Below are 14,621 nucleotides of genomic sequence, written 5' to 3'. Positions count from 1 at the left end.
TCAACCTCCAAAAAAAATCAGCTGCCTCGATTGCTTCCTCGGCCCGGGCAATGGCTGTGCAGGAACCTAACCGAAGAGAAAAGGACTGTCCATTTATTCTAAAGGCTTCGTAAACGGCGCAACTGCTTCAAATCTAGACACTTTTGTAAGCTCTGGCTTCAGGCGCGGGGTTGTGGCGCCGGTTGCCGAGCGGCCTTCGCTTCGCGGCGCGGTGGTGACGGCATCCGCCGCGGGCCGCCCCTCCCGGCTGGAGAACGACTGCGCCAGGCCCGCGCCAAAAAGCGCAAAGAACGGAATGCTGTAGCCGGGCACCTGCAGCGTGAAATCCAGACTTGAGTGCAGCAGCGACAGCATCGCGGTCGCCGCGGCCGCCAACGGGATGATGACGTCGCGCCGGCGGCTGAACACGCCCCGCGCCAACACCACCAGCATGACGGCCCAGCCGAGCGCCACCAGCAGCGCCATTGGGATGCCTACCTCGGAGGCAAGCTCCAGCGGCGTGGAATGCGCCGCATCCCAAACGCCGCGAATCGAGATGTTGGGGCTCCGGTATGGCGGGAAGGCCCATTGGAAGGTGCCCATGCCGGTGCCGAACCACGGGCTGTCGCCGATGATCCGAAGCGTCGATTTCCAGGCCTCGATGCGGCCCTCGTCAACCAGGCCCTGGCTGTCGAAGCGGCTGGAGACGCGGCCGCCGAGCAGTTGCAACAGCCCCAGCGAAACGGCGATGCCCGAACCGAGCGAGATCCAGATGCCGGTGCGCGGCGGCAGGTCCTTGCGCAGGAAGAGCGTGAACGCGACGATCATCGCGAGCAACGACAGGCCGACGCCAGCGCGTGAGATCGTCATGAACATCGCCATCAGGCAGATCAGGAGGCATGCGAGCTGCGGTAGGATCTCTCTTGGCGGGATTGCGCGCAGGTCGAGCGACAGCCGCCGCCATTCGATGTGCCGCTCCGGCAGGCGGCGGCGCACGTCCTCCAGGATCAGCAGCATCCAGATCACCGCCGCCGAGCCGAAATAGGCCGCCGCCGTGTTGCGGTTGATGAAGGTGCCGGTGACGCTGCCGAGATAGGCCGTTTTGTCCCGCCACAGGATCATGGTTGGCTCGATCAGGAACGAGGCGACGCCATAGAGTGCGTAAGCCGCGCCCGAGATCGCGATCACCCAGAGCAGCCGGCGAGCACGCAGCCGATCGGCGCCGACGGTGATGCCCAGCACGATGGCGAGGATGTTGGCGAGCGGCGCGCCGAGCGCGAAGAACGCCTCGTTCTTGACGATCGAGGCAGATGGGGCGATCGGCACGCCCAGGAGATCCGATGCCTGCTTCCAGATCGGCTGGAACGGCGCGACCCAGGGGTGGTCGGACAGCTGCTCATGCAGCACGAAGGCATAACCGGCAACGATCACGCCGATGCCCGCAAGCAGCCACAGATGCGGCGGGCGCAGATCGCGCGTCGGGGCGAAGATCACCGCGATTCCGAGACACAGGCACCAGAACGCGATCGACAGATCATTGGTCGAGCCGAACGGAAACGGCGCGCCGGCAGCCACGAAGAACAGGATGAAGACAGCCGGAAGACTCCACGACCAGCGAAAGTTGGACCAGCTTATGGTGGGAGGCCAAAGGCGCATCGTCGTTCTGGAGCAGGCTTTCTTCGCGCGAGCTTTGCTTGAAGCTTAGAGGAAGCAATCGATCGGATAGATCTTCAGATCCACGTTGAGGCGGCTGTTCCGGCTCTGCGCCCGGAACGCGTAGAATAGCCCAAAGCTATCACTTCCCTGCTCGAGTTTTATTCCGGGGGTTAATTCGTCCGGCGGGACCAGAACGCCGATGTGCCGGTTGATGGCGGAAATCTCGATCCGCCCCTCGCCTTCGGCAAAATGCCCACTGAGCTGGGTCACTGTGACCTTCGGCAGGCCGCGGCGCTGATGGCAGACGTCCTCCTCCCACAGCTTGGTCTGCTGCACCAGCGGCTTGCCCGGGCCATCGGGCACGACGATGTCGAGGAAGGACGGGCGCAACATGCCGAAGAACTTGTTCTCCCTGGAGTTCGCCGAGAGGCGGACGGTGAAGGACAGCTCGCCCTTGGCGCCCTTGAGGCGCGACAGGACGGGAGCGTCGGGCTCGGCGGAAACCATCACGTCGATGCGGTGGCGGACGCCCATCTCCGCGCCGAAGACCGGCCCGCCCGGTGTAAGGACCAAGGCGAGCGGGACGAGAGCCAGAGGACGGCAAAATCTTCGAAAGCGCATGAAGCCCCTTGGGAGATGAATGGCTGGCGCGTCCTGCACGGTGACGCCTTAATCCGAAGCTTCCCGCCGGCCTGGCGACAATAGCGATTGGATCGCTAAACGAAAATGGCACCGGGACAAAGCCCCGGTGCCATCGTATTTGGTCGATCAAGTCGGCCTTTACGGCGCCAGCTTGACGTTGTTGCGGAAGATCAGGGCGTCGTTGGATAGATTCACCGCATCCGAGCCGGTGGCCATGATCACGCGCAGGAACTGCAGGAATTTCGTAACTTCGACGTTGCGCGAGTTCGAGACGTAGATCACGTCGCCGTTCTTCATCATGACCTTGGTGGTCAGGAAGAAGCCACCGGGATCGCGAAGGTTCACGTTGAAGATGACCGGGATCGTCTCCGAGGTGTACTTGCTCACGTCGATGCCGAGCTGGGCCGCAACCTCGCGCGGCTCGCGGCGATAAAGATACACGGCAGCCGGATCGGCCTGGCCGTCCAGGAGACCGCCGGCCTTGCCGACCGCTTCGCCGAGGTTGATGCGCCAGGCATCGAAGTTGAACTCGCCGCTCTGGCCGCTGGCGCCGAACGCCAGGAACTTCTGCTGCTCGCGATAGACGTAGATGCTATCGTCAGGCCTCACATAGACGTTGTTCTCGGGCGCCATCACGAGATTTTCGAACGGCACGGTGGCCCGCCGTCCGCCGCGCTCAAGCATGACCCAGGTCTCGAAACCCTGGCCCTTGATGCCGCCGGCGCGGGTGATCGCATCGAGCACGCGATCCTTCGCACCCGCCGCGCTCGCCGGATAACGCGCCGGCGAATTGACCTCGCCGAGCACGCTGATCAGCTGGGTACGCTGCGAGGACATCGCCACGATCGCCTGCGGCTCGATGGCGCGGTTGCCGATCTTTTCGATGATCGAGCGCTGAATCTCGACCGCCGTGCGGCCCGCGGCCTTGATTTGGCCGGCATAGGGCACGGTGATGAAGCCGTCATTGTCGACCGACTGATCCGGGATCGTCACATAGTTACCCGGACGGACGCCGGCTTCGGCCGGGATGAACAGACCGCCTGCCGCGGCTTCGAAGATGGTGACGCTCACGACGTCGCCGATGCCGAACACGATGCTGGCCGGCGGGCGGCGGTCGGTGAAGACGCCGGCGAGGCCCTTGGGCTCGTGGGTGTGCAGGATTTTTACGGTGGCCGGATTGAGCGGCACCAGCTCGTAGGCGGGTGCGTTTTCGGTCTGGATCTTGTTGTTGACGTCGTCGGTGAGCGGTCCCGACCCCGGATTGGTCGAGCAGGCCCCCAGCGCCAAAGCGATCGCCAGAAACGCCGGCTTCAACACATAGGTCTTGGCAATATAGGTCTTGGCAATAGATGACATGAATCGCGCCCGAGGGTCCCCAATTGACGTAAATTGGTACGGCCTAGGGGGTGGTGCGACAAGTGTTCCCGGTAGTTAACGGAGCAATCGGTCGGCCACTGTTGCGTGTGGGCCACTCTTTGGGGCTTAGTTTAACCCTTTGTGACCATTTGTTGTATTTCGTGTGCCCGGTTGGTGAGCAGATCGCCCCAGCCGTGGGGGCGGTGTGTCGAGCGCAGGGCTTCTTGACCTCTCGGCCGTCTGCTAAGTCTGGGCTGTTAAGGATAGGAACTCCCCGTGTCTGGCCTCCTTCTGATCCCGCTATTGGCGGGCTCCCTCCTTGGCGCCGCCGATCGCGGATGGGGCCCCGCCGTCGCTTGCCCTGGCAGCGCCGGGGGGTGGTGTCGCGGTGCGGCCGTGGTCGCGGTTGCCGGGTCTGTGTCCACGTCCGTTTGGAAATTCACCCGGACGCAAGGGGCCAAGGACGGCGAGAGCTTCGCCGCGATCATGAAGACCGCGGACACGACCCAATCGGACCCGGACTTCGCCGGCCTGATCGTCCGCTGCGCCCCGAAGGGCAAGATCGACGTGCTGGTGGCCTTGATCCGGCCCTTCCCGCCTAGGAGCCGCCCCAAGGTGACCCTTGCGGCGAGCGGCGGCGGCACCTTGAGCTTCGAGGGCAGCATGGCGGCCGCGGGTGCCGCGGTGCTGTTGCCCGACGAGGTCTCGGCCTTTGCCGCGGGGAAGTGGCAGACCACGGCCTCATTGTCGGTGGTGGTCAAGGAAAGCGACAGCGAGATCAAGGGTATGGTGGCATTGAACGGCTTGCGCGAAGCCTACCATTCGCTGCTGGCAAATTGCGGCCAATAGGCCAAATTTAGCCATACAACTTAAGGGTCTTTTTAAGGTCGGGAACCTAGGGTCCGAAGCACGGGGGAGTGTTTCGGATGACCGCCTTTTTGATTTTCAGCTTTCTCACAGGTGCCGTGCTGGGCCAGCGCTTTCGCGTGTTCGTGCTCCTGCCGATCACATTTGCGCTGGTGCTCACCATGCTGCCGGTCAGCATGATGACCAGCCTTGGCTTCCTTGAAGGCATGAAGGCTGCGGCCTTCGCGGCTATCGCCCTCCAGGGCGGTTACCTCTTCGGTTCAGGGGCCCGCTTTGCCCTTGCCGCCGCACGCGCCACCCGCGTCTTCGGTCGAGCGGTTAAGGCCACGCGCTGATCACGGCGTAGGCCTCTGTTTGAAAACCACCCGCTCGCTTGTATGGTGACCTGATCGTTTCAGGAATCCGTATCGAGCGCGCCGTTTGTCCCTCGCTTATTTTGCCCTCATCGTTTCCATCGTTTCCGCATCCGCTCTCGAAATCGCCGGCGCCAAGTTCGGTGCGCAGCTCGGGATGATGGCTGCCGCGCTGAGCTTGCTGGCAGCCACGCTCAGCGCGCGAAAAGCCGACTACGACCACTATGTCCGCGCGACCTCCTGGGCCCGCTGGATCCTGATCGCCATTCCGCTGCTGATCGCCGCGCAACTGATGCCGCTTCCGCTGGGCTTCGGGCATCCGATCTGGGCGAGCGCTCGCGACGCACTTGGTGGCCTCCCGTTCGGGCCGGTCACCGCCGATCTTGGCTTGACCCTGAACGCGCTGATGCTGGCGCTGGCAGCAACCGCGCTGCTCGGCGTAACCATTGTGGTCGTCCGCGATCGCGGCCGCGCCGAGCTTGTCCTGTTTGTCCTCGCTGGCATCACAGCGGTCTCCGCCTTGACCCTGGATCTGCACCGGCTCTTGCCGGCCATTGCGGGGGCGACCGCAACGTCCGAGTTCGCGACGACCCTGGCAGGGTTCGGCCTCGTCCTGAATCTTGCCGTGATGCAGCTTGCCGCGGAGCGGGCCGAAACGCATCACTCGCTGCTTCGCTCGATCATGCTTGGCCTGCTCGGCCTTGCCGGAGCCCTGATCAGCGCAGCCGCGGTGTTCGGCCTTTCCGGGACCAACGACGCGATCGCCGCGGGCTTCGGCGTCGTATTGATCCTTCTGATCCTCGTCATCCGCCGGCTTGATCTGTCGCCCTTGGCGGCGAGCGCGCTCGCCGCCGCCGCGCTGATCGGATCGGCCATTGTCTTGACCTTCCTGTTCGAACAGAGCTCCGGGCCGATCCTCCTGCGGCTCAATCCCGACATCGGCGCGGAAACGCGGGCTGCGCTGGAGCGGATGTTGGCGGACACACGCTGGTTCGGCGCGGGCGCAGGGACGTTTTCGGCGGTCGGCAGGATCTATCAGAGCGATGCCGGAGCGGCCTTGGCGGCGCCGTCGACGGCAACAGCGATCTTCGCCGGCATGGGAGCGATCGGTCTTGCTCTTGCGGTGCTGGCAGCCCTGATCGCTTTGGTACGGCTGTTCTTCGGTGCTTTGCAGCGCGGACGTGACTCGTTCTTCCCTGCGGCCGCCGCGGCCTGTGTTCTGTTTGCGCTGGTTCAGAGCTTCGCAGGTCCCGGATTGCTGCGGCCCGCAGCAATCCTGTGTCTTGCGGTGATCGTGGGACTGGGCCTGTCGCAGAGCGTCGGCCAGTCCGGATCACGATAGAGCGCGGGTGATCAGACCGCGCGATCGCCGAGGGACGCCCAGTAGTTCGGGTTCTTGGGCGACTGAATGCGGACCCAGCGATAGGGCTTCTTCGACCACGGCAGGATGTGACCGGAGAGATTGTCGAGCACGAGATCGCCGGAGAAAGTCCGCACCACGACCACGAGATGATGCTCGCCCCAGGTGGTCACGACCTCGCTGAGCAGCACGGAGCGCGCCGGAAAGCCCATGGCGATCAACTCGTGGCGTTTTGTCACAGCGTAGTCGTTGCAGTCGCCGCTGGTCGGATGCAGCAGCCATTTCTCGCCGCGCAACCCTTCGAGATTGGCCTCCGGACGAATGGCGGTATTGACCTGCCGGTTGACCTCTTGCATTTGCGCCATCCGCTCCGCCGTGAGCTTCAGCCGGCCGCCACGGAACACGATCTGCTGCGGCCGCGGCTTGCACTCGTCCTTGTACTTCAGGCAAAACAGCGTGTAGGCCATCGGCGCCAGCGTCGGCTGGTCGAACTTGATGTACTGGATGGCGCCGCGCAGCCCCAAGGGCGCACCGACGAAAGCGGCTTCAGCACGCTGCTGCACCCCTGCAGCACCGACGATCGCGGCCACGGCCGCCAGGAACTTTACAATCTTGCGCATGTCGCGCTCCCCGTTCTTGTTGAGGAGACGCTACGCGAGACGTCTTGAAATACGGCTCAAAGGCCGCACGATCCTTTAATCAAAATGCGGATGACTTGGTCGGAAACAATTAAGAATACCGATGTGTAACTTGTTCTGCTAAGAGCGGTCACGACGTTCCGCTCGTGACGCTGGATGCGATTCGACCGACCTGATGGGCCTTTCCTCGCGCTTTCGAAAGAAAACCAAGCCTCGGCTCCCCGATGGCATTCGCGTCTATGCAATCGGCGACGTGCACGGCCGCGCCGATCTGCTTCAATCGCTGTTAACCGTCATCGACGCCGATCTTGCCCGCTCCGCCCCCGAGCGGGCCATTCAGGTCTTTCTCGGCGACTATGTCGACCGCGGCCCGGACTCCCGCGCCGTTCTCGATCTATTGATCGCGCGCTCGAAATCGCACGAGACGGTTTGCCTGAAGGGCAACCACGAGGTCTTCCTGCTCGAGGTCCTCAAGGACCCCGCCCGCCTCCAAGAGTGGCGCCACTATGGCGGCCTGCTGACGCTGGTCTCTTACGGCATCACGCCGACCATGAACCCGTCCGCGGAGCAGCAGGTCGAGTTGATCGACGGACTGAAGCGCGCGCTGCCGCCGGAGCACCTGACCTTCCTGCAGCAACTGCCCTCGTCCTTTACCTGCGGCGACTTCTTCTTCGTCCATGCCGGCGTCAAGCCCGGCGTCGCGCTCGAGCGCCAGAAGGATGAAGACATGCTCTGGATCCGCGAGGAGTTCCTGGCGTCCGAGGAGCGCTTCGGCAAATATATCGTCCACGGTCATACGCCGGTCAGCGTGCCCGACATTCGCCCGAACCGCATCAACATCGACACCGGCGCCTACGCGACCGGCAACTTGACGCTGTTGACGATCCAGGGCGATAGTCTGATGGCAATTTAAGGTCCCCGCTTTCCCTTGAATCCCGTATTTGCTTTGCCCTCACAGGCCGCGTCGATTCCACCATGAACCGCATGATCCTGCTTCGCGTCATCGGCATTTGCGCCGCGATCCTGCTGGCGCTTCATGCCGCCATGGCCTTCTACGGCGATTTCGTCCGACCGGATTTTCGCGCCAGCGATTTGTTCTCGGGCGAGATCCCGCCCGAGAAGGCGAAGCTGGCGGCCGGCGGTGCTTTGGCATCGTTTTCGCTGGATGGGGACCTGCTCGCGAACTACGCGGCCGCGAAGGCTGCTGACGTTCTTCATCGGCCCGCAGTCGATGCGGACGGACGAGCCCGCGAGAACAAGGCCGCCCAGGCCGCCGTGGTCTCGGCCTTGAAGGTCTCGCCGATCAGGCCCGCGCTCTGGCTCACGCTCGGCACGCTGCAGGCCCAAGCCGGCGAAGCGGCAACGCCGGCGGTGAAGATGTCCTATTTGACCGGATCGGTGCCGATCGACGTCGCCTTCGCCCGCGTCCGGACCGTGACCTCGGGCGCCGCCGCGACGGATGAGGAGATCAAGCTGCTGGCGCAATCCGACATCCGCTCCGCGCTGGCCAATCGCTCCCGTTACGAGCCGCTGCTGATCGCGGCCTATGTGCAGGCCACGCCGCAAGGCAAGTCGCTGCTGCTCGACACCACGAAAATGACCGATCCCAAGTTCAACGAGATCCTGCGGCGGTACTGAAGTTCAGCGCACCGATTTCGGGTTGACCGGCACAAAATCCTGATCGCGGCGCGGCTGATCGGATCGCCCCTGGTAGACGAACATGCCCTTCTTGGTCGTGACGATGTCGCCTCGCTGCAGGCTGTCGTCGCGGAGCAGACGTTCGGTCGCGACGAGGTCCTGATCTTCCGGGACAGGCTTGTAGAGCTCCGGATGCTCCCGCCGCTCGCGCGAGACCTCCCTGGCGCGGCGGCGTGCGTCCTCAATGCGTTGCCGCCACTCGTCGCGCGTCACTTCCGGCTCGCTTGGCGGAAGATAGTCGTTGACCGACGGCTCCGGCTCGCTCTGTGCCTGACACGAGAGCGGACAGGCAACTTGCACGGCAAGTCCAACAGCGGTGGCCACGATCGCCTTGAGCGGCGCTTTCTCCAGCAGCCGGCGATGGGATACGGACTTGCGGCGAATCGATTGCACTCCGAAGACTCCACAGAAGGACCACAATGGTCAAAGGCCGCGACAGCTTCAGCTCATCGGGCTCCCGATTGCAAGAATGTGGATTCGCAAAGTCAGCCGCATGAGCCCTTGGGAGCTTCGGCGGCCCCCTCCCTCAAAATCGAAAAATAACCCCATGCACGGTAGCCCGGCGCCAGCCATTTCAATCAGCTACGTCTTTCCCGAATCCGGTTTGATCCTTCGGGCAAAACTGAGGTAGGATGGCGTGATCTGGAGAGAGCCGACCGGATGACCGCGCTTTCTGAACGTATGATGAGCGGCTCGAAGGCAAACAGCTGCGTTTCAAGACCTCGTTAAATCGCGCCGGATCTCGGCACAAGCTGGTGGAGTTGCTGAGAATGCGTACACGACCGGTAGTGCTGTCAGGTGTTGTCGTCGCGGCGTCCGCCATGTCTGGCCTCGCGGTGCAGGCAAGCCCACTCTGCATCAAGGAACGGACGCCGTTTGCCTTGTCGCACGATACGGTGAGGTGGACGATGTCGATCGCGCCCGGCGCGGAGTGCATCCAGGGCCTGCGCTGGTCTTACATGCAGATTTTCAAGGTATCGGTCGTCAGCGGGCCATCACGGGGTCAATTGGCGGTGGTGGGATCCGGCTTCCGCTATTCGGCAGAAGCCGAGGCGCCCGGCAGCGACAAGTTCACGCTGCTGATCTCGGGCAAGAACCGACAGGTTGCAGGAACATCGACACTCGAGGTCGAGGTCAATCCGCAATAGCCGGCCCTGCGTCTTGGCGGGTGTTCAGCGCGACTAACGGCGGCTCGAGCCACTGCCCCGGGTTCTATTCCCATGATAGGGTCGGGCGTATCCGCCCCTGGTCACAGGCGGCTCGATACGGCTCGGGATATTCGGCGTCGCGTTGGGGGGCGCCGGCTGCGACGGATTGACGATGGTCACGTTGCGGTTGGGCGTCGACGGGTCATTGACGCCCTGGGCCCAGGCAGCGGCGGGCACAAGCAACGCAATGGCGATCAGAACTGGTCGTTTCATATGATATCTCCCGAGCGTGAACGTCAGGGAGGCGATCACCGTTCCTTCACGCTTCGTTGGGTCGCAGCCTCAGCGGGGAACGGCGACCAGCTTGCCGTCGCGCCAGACGCCTTGCGCCGACTTTCCGGCCGGAAGCCCCGTCACATGCCGGACCGCGGTCGGCCGGGACGCCGCCTGGGTGGTTTGCGCCTTCTTCGTCGGCGTCGTGATGATGCTGGAGCTCGTGGTGTTGGCCTGATCCTTGATCCCCTGCGCAACGGCAGGCGAGGCCAGGAAGGTCAAGACCGAGAGGACTGTCAGAACGCCGCGCATGGTTGAACACCGGAAAGAGGAGCTTGGCGAAATGTCACAGGTTTTCCCCTAAAAGCAAGCGCCTTCAAGGGACCGAGAGGGACGTCGGCAGACCCGTTCATCCGCGGGAGAGCTGCCTCGATCGCGAGGTTTCAGGCGGAAAAACCTAGCGAAATGGCCTTATCCGGGCTACTTGATCGCCTTGATGACCGACTCCGGTGAAACTGCGGCCAACGCCCCCTCGGCGCAACAGATCAAAGCCGGGTTTATCCGTCTCCTGTCGAGCCGCATCCGCGCCGTATCCGACGATCCCCAGCAGATGCGGGAGATCGTCTATGAGTTGGCGCGCGTCAAGCTGCTGGAGCAATTCACCCACACCGAGGCGCGGGAATCCCGCGAGCTCCAGCAGGTCCTCGAACGTGCCATCAAGGAGGTCGAACGTTCCTTCGAGCGCAGCGCCGCGGCGGAACAGCAGAAACTGGTCGCGGCAACCACCGCTCCGGTGACCCCGGCGGTCCAAACTTCGACTCCCCCACCCGTTCCGGTGCCGTCACCGGTTTCGGCTGCGCCGTCCAGCCCGAAGGACACGGGAGCACCGCGCCGTCCTGCGGATTCGCTCGACCGACCCAAACGAAGCGGCGCCTTCAAGTCTCTGGTTCGACTGGCAATCATCCTCCTGCTCATTGGCGGGGGCGCGACCGCGGCTGTCTATTGGCCTCGGCTGAAGTCACAACTGACCAACTTGTCGCAGACGGTGCCGCCGCCCGAGCGAGCACCGAACGGCCCGCAATCTCAGCCGGGCGCCAGTCCGCCTCCCGCCGTGAGCGAGGCTGTTGAACGGACCCCGGATAGTCAGAAGGAGCCGGCGCAGGCTGCACAACCTTCGATGCCTCTGCCGACGACGTTCGGCGTCTACGCCTTGAGCGAGGGCCAGCTCCATGAGCTCAAGTCGGTACCGGGCAAGATTCCGGACCGCCGCGTCGCGATCTCGGCGGCCATCAACACGCCGAGCGCGACCACGCTGATGGACGGCGACGTCAAGTTCATCGTGTTCAGGCCCGACGGTGGTGTCGATGCAAGCGGGACCGAAGTTCGGGTCGTGGCGAAAGTCTCACGCGCCATGGGGGTCGATGCCACCGGGAAAGCCGCGATGGTCAGCGCGGGCGATTCCTGGGTCATTCGCAGCATGTCCTATCCCTACAAGGTGGGACCGGTCGAGGATCAGCAGAGGATGCTGTTGCTGCAACCGGAGCAGGACGGCTTTACGCTCACTCCCGGCCGCTACGTCGTGGTGATCAAGGGCATGGGCTACGACTTCACGGTGGCTGGAACGGTCACCGATCCCAATCAATGTGTCGAACGCATCAATGCTGCGAACGGCGCGTTCTACTCGCCCTGTCCGCCACCGCGGCGCTAGCCGAACCCTGATTTCTCACTTTGACGGCTTGCTGTCCTTGGGCGCGTCCGCCGGAGCGTCATCGACCTTGCCGTTGTTCGCGACGCATTTCTCAAAATATTGGCGCCGGTCCTTGGAGGTACCCTTGGTGCTGCCGGCCGCCGGGTTGCCAATTTGCTTGGGCGGAAAGGCCTTGGCCACCGCCGCATCGCATGCGCGCGCCACTTCCGCGGTGATGGCCGATGCCGTTGCCGGCGCAGCCAGGGTCAACACGCACGCCAATCCAACCAACCTCTGTATATTTCTGACCGGCACCTTGTTGCTCCCATGAACCGTGAACGTTTGCCGGAACCATAGCAAAAAGGATCGAGGCGCCAAGCGGCAAAGCGGCGCCGAATTGTCACGCGGTCAACTTTGCTTGCGGAGACATCGCATACAGCAGCACCGCGGACAGCGTCGAGATACTTGAGACACCCCAACATGGGTGCGCTGGTTCGACACCGCAGAGGGTTTGGTCCGATGACGAACTATTGCAGCTAGGGGACTACGATGAAAGTGCGACTGCCGGAAAATGCCTCGATCTGAGAAGCAATGGTCAAATCAACACTTTTCACCCCGTCCTGGATGTAGACGTCGAAATCCAGAAATGTGTTGGTGGGCGCGGGCGCGAATCGAACAATATAGTTTGTGACGATCGTCTTCGACGTCATGTCTGCCGGGTTGATCTGCCAGAACTGCGGATCGAAGCTTGATGCCAGCGACTGTTCCCGGTCAACAAACGCGTGCCATGGTCGAATGAGGCCCGGGATATTTCGAAGCTCTTTCGGACCAGAACCGTTTGCATGCGCGCTATTCCACTGTTCAATGGTCCCCCGGAAGGGATCTCCCCTTGTCTCGGGGACCGGCTGGACCTCTGTGTCTGAAGTTGTCGGATAGCCAAACCATCCCGGCGTTCGCACCAGCGAGACATGAGTGGTTTGATCCAGAGAAAGCGTACGCTTCGATTTTACCGAGTAGAAAGCTGCGGCCGTGTCAGCATTCCGGAAATTGTTCATGAAGCCAAGCTTGAGCCTCGAGCCGAACTGACGTCGGCTAATCCTCACACAGGGATCAAGGACGTAATAGCGTCCAGAGGCACTCAGTAACAACGTCCCCAGGTTTACCGTTCTCGCATCCTCGATCGGCTTGGGCGACGAAAAACATTCGCCCCACGCTTCAGAACACAAAGCGAAGAGGAGCGACGCAAGAATCACGTACTTCTTCATGCTGACGCTCCCGGGTCCACAGCCTTGTCGCTCAAGGCGCTCAGCGCAATTTGCGAGATGATGAGGGTCCAAAGAATGGGAAGAACGGCCGACATCGCCGACACGATCGGATTCACGTTTTCGGTAGGAATGTGGAGGGCGCCAATCGCGTCGATCAAGACTGATGCCAGCTGGGCATTGGCAAGCGAAATCGCGAACACGGCGGAGGTGCCCACTAAAAAATAGCGATGCCAGCGATTTGCTATCTTGGTCACGTGCCGAAAATAGAGGGGGCTGAGGCAAAGAATGACGAGGAAGCTAATGACGACCGGGTAATTCTGCTGCTCAGGAGCCTGGAAGGCACTCCCCAAACTAGCCTTGGTGCTGATGAATGCCGCTGTCACGTCGGCAGGCAACATTTTGCTAAATCGATCTAACCCGGTATCGGACGACTGAATTGGGGCCGGCATCAATATCTCCTACGCGAGCGCCAGACCAATGGCTCGTTGAATGATGTCGGCAATCGCTGCTGCCGCCTCGACGTTCTCCTGGAACTCTTTCGCGGAATTGATCTCGCTTTGGATATCCGCATTTGCTGATTTGAGGTCGGCAATTGCCCGTTTGAGTTCTTCCGATTCATCAGCGGCCTGAAGTTGGGCGTTCTGCAGTCCGAACAAATATTCGCGGAGCCGCCTTATGGCGGTTGCCATTGCCGCCCTTGTCTCGGGCGGCGCCACGTTTTGGTTTTGGTAGTCCGCCTCGAGCAGATTGATGTAGTTTTGGAGGCTCGGAATGATTAGAGTTCCGGCTTGAGCGAATTGCTGGCTGTTTGCCATCATCAAGCGCCCTTCTTCACGGCCGCATCCAGCGCCTGTGCCTTCTCAAGGAAGTCGAGCAGCAGACCGGCAGCATCGGTAAACGAATAGGTCGGATCCTTAGCCGCGCGGACGACGGCTCTGTGAGCCAAAAGAAGGGCTCTGAACGGGACGCGCGAATCCGCCGTTGCCAGTTCGTTCAGGCTTTTCTCTTGAAGGCTTAGCTCGTTGGTCAATCGCGCCTGCTCGGCAGGATCCGTGGACCTCCTAAGGGCTTCAGCCTGCTCTTGAAGATATCCCCTCTCAACACCGATAACGATGCCTTGAAGCTGATAGGACGTAGCCCCCAAGGACGTTATCGCATTCTCGATACGATATCGGTTTCTGATGATCGCCGCTCTTAGAGCCTCGACACGCTGCGCCTCAATAACCTCGCTTGCTACAAATCCTACAAGATCTAGCGCCGCAAGCACTGTAGCGGACTGCCGGACTTGCGATCCGAATGATTTGACGCCCGCGCGCGCCGCGGAGTCGATTTTTCCGACGGCTTTCTGGATCGCTTCGGTATCTTTGGCAGCGGCCAGCTCTGCAAGCCCGTTGCTGTAAGCAGTTACTTGCGCCATGTAGAGAAGAGCATTTGGTATGGTCGACTTCGGTGGCGGAAGCCCTTCGAACGTGCAGCCTCTTCCTATTTCGCAAGTCCCAATTCTAAGATTCTTGAGCTGCGCTCGGATCTGGATTCTGCGCTTTATCTCATTGTTGCGTTCATCAAGCTTAGCGAGTGCCGACTGGCTCGCGACGACCCCCTTCGCGAAAGTACTGATCGATTCTTTGTAAGGCTCTGTGGTGCAAGCTCCGAGCCACAGCGTGCAAACAACGGCTACCGCGCAACGCACGGAACGCAT

At 62.1% G+C, this 14,621-nt stretch carries 18 protein-coding genes; 7 read left to right on the top strand and 11 right to left on the bottom strand.

Going from position 1 to position 14,621, the window contains the following annotated elements; genetic code table 11:
* Nucleotides 1-93: 93 nt before the first annotated feature.
* From XH83_RS07785 to XH83_RS07775, 3 genes are all read right to left on the bottom strand, one after another.
* A complete protein-coding gene (locus XH83_RS07785; RefSeq protein WP_194406433.1) occupies nucleotides 94-1,635 on the bottom strand; it encodes an O-antigen ligase in 1,542 nt (513 codons plus the stop codon).
* 45 nt (nucleotides 1,636-1,680) lie between these two features.
* Nucleotides 1,681-2,208 carry a hypothetical protein gene (locus tag XH83_RS07780; protein WP_246776431.1) on the bottom strand — a complete coding sequence of 176 codons (528 nt, stop codon included), beginning with the start codon at nucleotides 2,206-2,208 and terminating at the stop codon, nucleotides 1,681-1,683.
* A gap of 207 nt (nucleotides 2,209-2,415) precedes the next feature.
* Nucleotides 2,416-3,633: a polysaccharide biosynthesis/export family protein gene (locus tag XH83_RS07775; RefSeq protein WP_194406432.1), complete on the bottom strand. Its 1,218-nt coding sequence runs from the start codon at nucleotides 3,631-3,633 to the stop codon at nucleotides 2,416-2,418.
* A 417-nt stretch (nucleotides 3,634-4,050) separates the two neighbouring features.
* Between XH83_RS07775 and XH83_RS07770 the strand changes: the two genes are divergently transcribed.
* The 3 genes from XH83_RS07770 (at nucleotide 4,051) to XH83_RS07760 (ending at nucleotide 6,195) form a co-directional block, all read left to right on the top strand.
* Entirely contained in the window at nucleotides 4,051-4,482 is a 432-nt protein-coding gene (locus XH83_RS07770) for a hypothetical protein (protein ID WP_194406431.1), read from the top strand.
* Between the two features lie 77 nt (nucleotides 4,483-4,559).
* Complete coding sequence (locus XH83_RS07765) at nucleotides 4,560-4,835, top strand: hypothetical protein (protein WP_194406430.1); 276 nt, start codon at nucleotides 4,560-4,562, stop codon at nucleotides 4,833-4,835.
* 85 nt (nucleotides 4,836-4,920) lie between these two features.
* Nucleotides 4,921-6,195: a hypothetical protein gene (locus XH83_RS07760; protein WP_194406429.1), complete on the top strand. Its 1,275-nt coding sequence runs from the start codon at nucleotides 4,921-4,923 to the stop codon at nucleotides 6,193-6,195.
* A gap of 11 nt (nucleotides 6,196-6,206) precedes the next feature.
* Here the strand turns inward: XH83_RS07760 and XH83_RS07755 are convergent, their stop codons facing one another.
* Nucleotides 6,207-6,833, bottom strand: coding sequence for a transglutaminase-like cysteine peptidase (locus XH83_RS07755; protein WP_194406428.1), 627 nt, complete (start codon nucleotides 6,831-6,833; stop codon nucleotides 6,207-6,209).
* 193 nt (nucleotides 6,834-7,026) lie between these two features.
* On the opposite strand from XH83_RS07755, the gene XH83_RS07750 reads away from it, so the two are divergent.
* Together XH83_RS07750 and XH83_RS07745 are read left to right on the top strand one after the other, a co-directional pair.
* Nucleotides 7,027-7,764, top strand: a complete 738-nt coding sequence (locus XH83_RS07750; protein ID WP_194406427.1) for a metallophosphoesterase family protein — start codon at nucleotides 7,027-7,029, stop codon at nucleotides 7,762-7,764.
* 62 nt (nucleotides 7,765-7,826) lie between these two features.
* Nucleotides 7,827-8,489 carry a hypothetical protein gene (locus XH83_RS07745; RefSeq protein WP_194406426.1) on the top strand — a complete coding sequence of 221 codons (663 nt, stop codon included), beginning with the start codon at nucleotides 7,827-7,829 and terminating at the stop codon, nucleotides 8,487-8,489.
* 3 nt (nucleotides 8,490-8,492) lie between these two features.
* On the opposite strand, the gene XH83_RS07740 is transcribed toward XH83_RS07745, so the two are convergent.
* Nucleotides 8,493-8,942, bottom strand: a complete 450-nt coding sequence (locus XH83_RS07740) for a hypothetical protein (protein ID WP_246776430.1) — start codon at nucleotides 8,940-8,942, stop codon at nucleotides 8,493-8,495.
* Between the two features lie 377 nt (nucleotides 8,943-9,319).
* On the opposite strand from XH83_RS07740, the gene XH83_RS07735 reads away from it, so the two are divergent.
* Nucleotides 9,320-9,697, top strand: coding sequence for a hypothetical protein (locus XH83_RS07735; RefSeq protein WP_194406425.1), 378 nt, complete (start codon nucleotides 9,320-9,322; stop codon nucleotides 9,695-9,697).
* Between the two features lie 342 nt (nucleotides 9,698-10,039).
* Here the strand turns inward: XH83_RS07735 and XH83_RS07730 are convergent, their stop codons facing one another.
* On the bottom strand, nucleotides 10,040-10,282 hold the full coding sequence (locus XH83_RS07730; protein ID WP_194406424.1) for a hypothetical protein: 243 nt from the start codon (nucleotides 10,280-10,282) through the stop codon (nucleotides 10,040-10,042).
* Between the two features lie 184 nt (nucleotides 10,283-10,466).
* Here XH83_RS07730 and XH83_RS07725 point away from each other — a divergent pair, with 184 nt between their 5' ends.
* Nucleotides 10,467-11,678, top strand: coding sequence for a hypothetical protein (locus XH83_RS07725; RefSeq protein ID WP_194406423.1), 1,212 nt, complete (start codon nucleotides 10,467-10,469; stop codon nucleotides 11,676-11,678).
* Nucleotides 11,679-11,693: 15 nt separating this feature from the next.
* Here XH83_RS07725 and XH83_RS07720 read toward each other — a convergent pair whose 3' ends face one another.
* From XH83_RS07720 to XH83_RS07700, 5 genes are all read right to left on the bottom strand, one after another.
* Nucleotides 11,694-11,930 (bottom strand): hypothetical protein, encoded by a 237-nt coding sequence (locus tag XH83_RS07720; protein WP_246776488.1) that lies wholly within the window; start codon nucleotides 11,928-11,930, stop codon nucleotides 11,694-11,696.
* A gap of 263 nt (nucleotides 11,931-12,193) precedes the next feature.
* Nucleotides 12,194-12,922, bottom strand: coding sequence for a hypothetical protein (locus tag XH83_RS07715; protein WP_194406422.1), 729 nt, complete (start codon nucleotides 12,920-12,922; stop codon nucleotides 12,194-12,196).
* Nucleotides 12,919-13,371, bottom strand: coding sequence for a hypothetical protein (locus XH83_RS07710; protein ID WP_194406421.1), 453 nt, complete (start codon nucleotides 13,369-13,371; stop codon nucleotides 12,919-12,921). Before XH83_RS07710 ends, XH83_RS07715 begins: the two co-directional genes overlap by 4 nt.
* A 9-nt stretch (nucleotides 13,372-13,380) precedes the next feature.
* Entirely contained in the window at nucleotides 13,381-13,740 is a 360-nt protein-coding gene (locus XH83_RS07705; protein ID WP_194406420.1) for a hypothetical protein, read from the bottom strand.
* The gene (locus tag XH83_RS07700) at nucleotides 13,740-14,621 is read right to left on the bottom strand and encodes a hypothetical protein (protein WP_194406419.1); all 882 of its coding nucleotides are present in this window, start codon (nucleotides 14,619-14,621) and stop codon (nucleotides 13,740-13,742) included. Before XH83_RS07700 ends, XH83_RS07705 begins: the two co-directional genes overlap by 1 nt.

Origin of the sequence: Bradyrhizobium sp. CCBAU 53351 (assembly GCF_015291745.1) — a bacterium.
Taxonomy (GTDB): Bacteria; Pseudomonadota; Alphaproteobacteria; order Rhizobiales; family Xanthobacteraceae; genus Bradyrhizobium.
The sequence above is the reverse complement of the archived record's forward strand: the minus strand, read 5'-3'. Positions and strand labels throughout refer to the sequence as shown.

Coding starts and splice junctions, on each gene's coding strand:
- XH83_RS07725 (WP_194406423.1), top strand. CDS start 10,467: ATGACCGACTCCGGTGAAACTGCGGCCAACGCCCCCTCGGCGCAACAG.
- XH83_RS07755 (WP_194406428.1), bottom strand. CDS start 6,833: ATGCGCAAGATTGTAAAGTTCCTGGCGGCCGTGGCCGCGATCGTCGGT.
- XH83_RS07715 (WP_194406422.1), bottom strand. CDS start 12,922: ATGAAGAAGTACGTGATTCTTGCGTCGCTCCTCTTCGCTTTGTGTTCT.
- XH83_RS07710 (WP_194406421.1), bottom strand. CDS start 13,371: ATGCCGGCCCCAATTCAGTCGTCCGATACCGGGTTAGATCGATTTAGC.
- XH83_RS07785 (WP_194406433.1), bottom strand. CDS start 1,635: ATGCGCCTTTGGCCTCCCACCATAAGCTGGTCCAACTTTCGCTGGTCG.
- XH83_RS07735 (WP_194406425.1), top strand. CDS start 9,320: ATGCGTACACGACCGGTAGTGCTGTCAGGTGTTGTCGTCGCGGCGTCC.
- XH83_RS07750 (WP_194406427.1), top strand. CDS start 7,027: ATGGGCCTTTCCTCGCGCTTTCGAAAGAAAACCAAGCCTCGGCTCCCC.
- XH83_RS07775 (WP_194406432.1), bottom strand. CDS start 3,633: ATGTCATCTATTGCCAAGACCTATATTGCCAAGACCTATGTGTTGAAG.
- XH83_RS07700 (WP_194406419.1), bottom strand. CDS start 14,621: ATGCGTTCCGTGCGTTGCGCGGTAGCCGTTGTTTGCACGCTGTGGCTC.
- XH83_RS07730 (WP_194406424.1), bottom strand. CDS start 10,282: ATGCGCGGCGTTCTGACAGTCCTCTCGGTCTTGACCTTCCTGGCCTCG.
- XH83_RS07705 (WP_194406420.1), bottom strand. CDS start 13,740: ATGATGGCAAACAGCCAGCAATTCGCTCAAGCCGGAACTCTAATCATT.
- XH83_RS07745 (WP_194406426.1), top strand. CDS start 7,827: ATGAACCGCATGATCCTGCTTCGCGTCATCGGCATTTGCGCCGCGATC.
- XH83_RS07765 (WP_194406430.1), top strand. CDS start 4,560: ATGACCGCCTTTTTGATTTTCAGCTTTCTCACAGGTGCCGTGCTGGGC.